This is a genomic window from Peribacillus sp. P4_C12 (assembly GCF_056402095.1).
Map to the genome: position 1 here is coordinate 1 of NZ_JBFUIB010000658.1, position 1,754 is coordinate 1,754.

Annotated in this window: 2 protein-coding genes; both read right to left on the reverse strand. The window is 37.3% G+C overall.

The window, feature by feature from the left end; translation table 11 throughout:
• Nucleotides 1-496: gamma-glutamyltransferase (locus AC1DUW_RS27700; RefSeq protein WP_477644037.1), on the reverse strand; the 496-nt coding region annotated here is incomplete at its 3' end.
• Between the two features lie 437 nt (nt 497-933).
• Nucleotides 934-1,754 (reverse strand): TRAP transporter large permease subunit (locus AC1DUW_RS27705; RefSeq protein ID WP_477644038.1); only part of this gene is annotated, 821 nt, incomplete at its 5' end.

Sequence of the window (1,754 nt, forward strand, 5' to 3'; positions counted from 1 at the left end):
TTGCTGGATCTATTACTTGAGATATATCCAACGTTCCATATTTCTCAAGAGCTGTTTCGACACCCTTTAACGTTCCTGGAACTCCTACTGCTTTTCCAGTAGTGTGACGCTTACTAAAAGGAATTGGTTTTCCTTTTCCATCTAAAAAAAGTTCAGGCGTTACATTTTGCGGGGCCATTTCGCGGCTATCGAGCATCGTTATTTTATTTTCCTTTTTATTATAAATCATGATAAAACCACCGCCGCCGATTCCAGACATCATTGGCTCAACTACATTTAACGATAATTGAATGGCAGCTGCTGCATCGACTGCATTTCCACCTTGTTTTAATATTTTTATACCTGCCTCAGCAGCTAACGGATGAGAAACTGATACGATTCCTTTGGTTGCTCCCCTTCCCATTGACTTATCCACTCCAGGGACACTTGCAAAAGCCGGTGTAATCATACAAAAGAAACTGAAAGTAACTAAAATAAAACTTTTTATAAATTTCATAAATTAGTCTCCTTTCAAAATGATTATAGATCCATTGTTTCTAAAAACAAATGCATAACTAATGAAACTTTTACTGATCTTCACAAATTCACAAAGGGCTGTTACAGGATTCGACTACATTCACTATTACCAGATGGAATGTGCGTGATGTACTCTCTACTATATAAAAGCAGTTTGAACTGACTGAAGCACATTCTTTTATTCTCTCTTTTGTCAAAATATGAATTGGAAACTTTACCTCATCAAGCCACCCCCTTAAAATCAAAAACTAAAATTTGATTTAGATTTCTTATGCTATTAAAAAAAACCAATAACTGCTTTTCTTCAACTCTAGTATTTATTGATACCATTCATGTCCTTACGATTATAGTCACAAAGAGTGCAAACACATACCTTACACCCTCTGCTGCCATATAATATCGTTGCAGGTATGATTTCTACATATTTTGTTTATGTTCCAATATATTAGAACTGTTATCCTTGTCTCGATTCCTCAAATATTGTAAACCAAGTAATATTACAAACGTAGTTAATCCAATAATGTCCGAAATTGTTTCAGGATAGATTAATAGCAACCCAACCACGATAGCAAGGATTCTTTCTAACCAGTGCATCCCCCTCACCCAGTAACCAATTACACCGGCTCCAATTGCGATCATACCCGTCATTGCTGTAAGAACAACCCATACAACTTCCATCCAAGTTGTATCAATCATTAGCATTTGCGGAGAAAGTACAAAAATGTATGGAATGATAAATGCGGCTATTGCCAGTTTTGATGACTCTATCCCAGTTTTTATCGGTTCTCCACCAGAAACTCCTGCAGCTGCAAAAGCTGCTAATGCAACTGGTGGTGTTATGTCTGCAATTATTCCAAAGTAGAAAACGAATAAATGTGCCGATAAATCCGGTACACCTAGTAAAATTATTGCAGGGGCCGCAATTGTGGATGTGATTACATAGTTTGCAGTTGTCGGTGATCCCATTCCCAAAACAAGTGCTGCTACCATCGTTAGCATAAGTGTTGGTATTAAATATCCACCAGACAAATCGATTAAACCATTTGCCAGCTTTAGCCCTAATCCCGTTTTCGTCACAATTCCTACAATAATACCAGCTGATGCAGTGGCAGCTGCTACTGCAAGTGCTGTACGAGCTCCATCAACTAATGCATAAATAATATCAATGAATTTCATACGTACATCTTTGTTAATAAAGCCTACTATGACAGAAATGACAATTGAGTACAGTGCAGCAT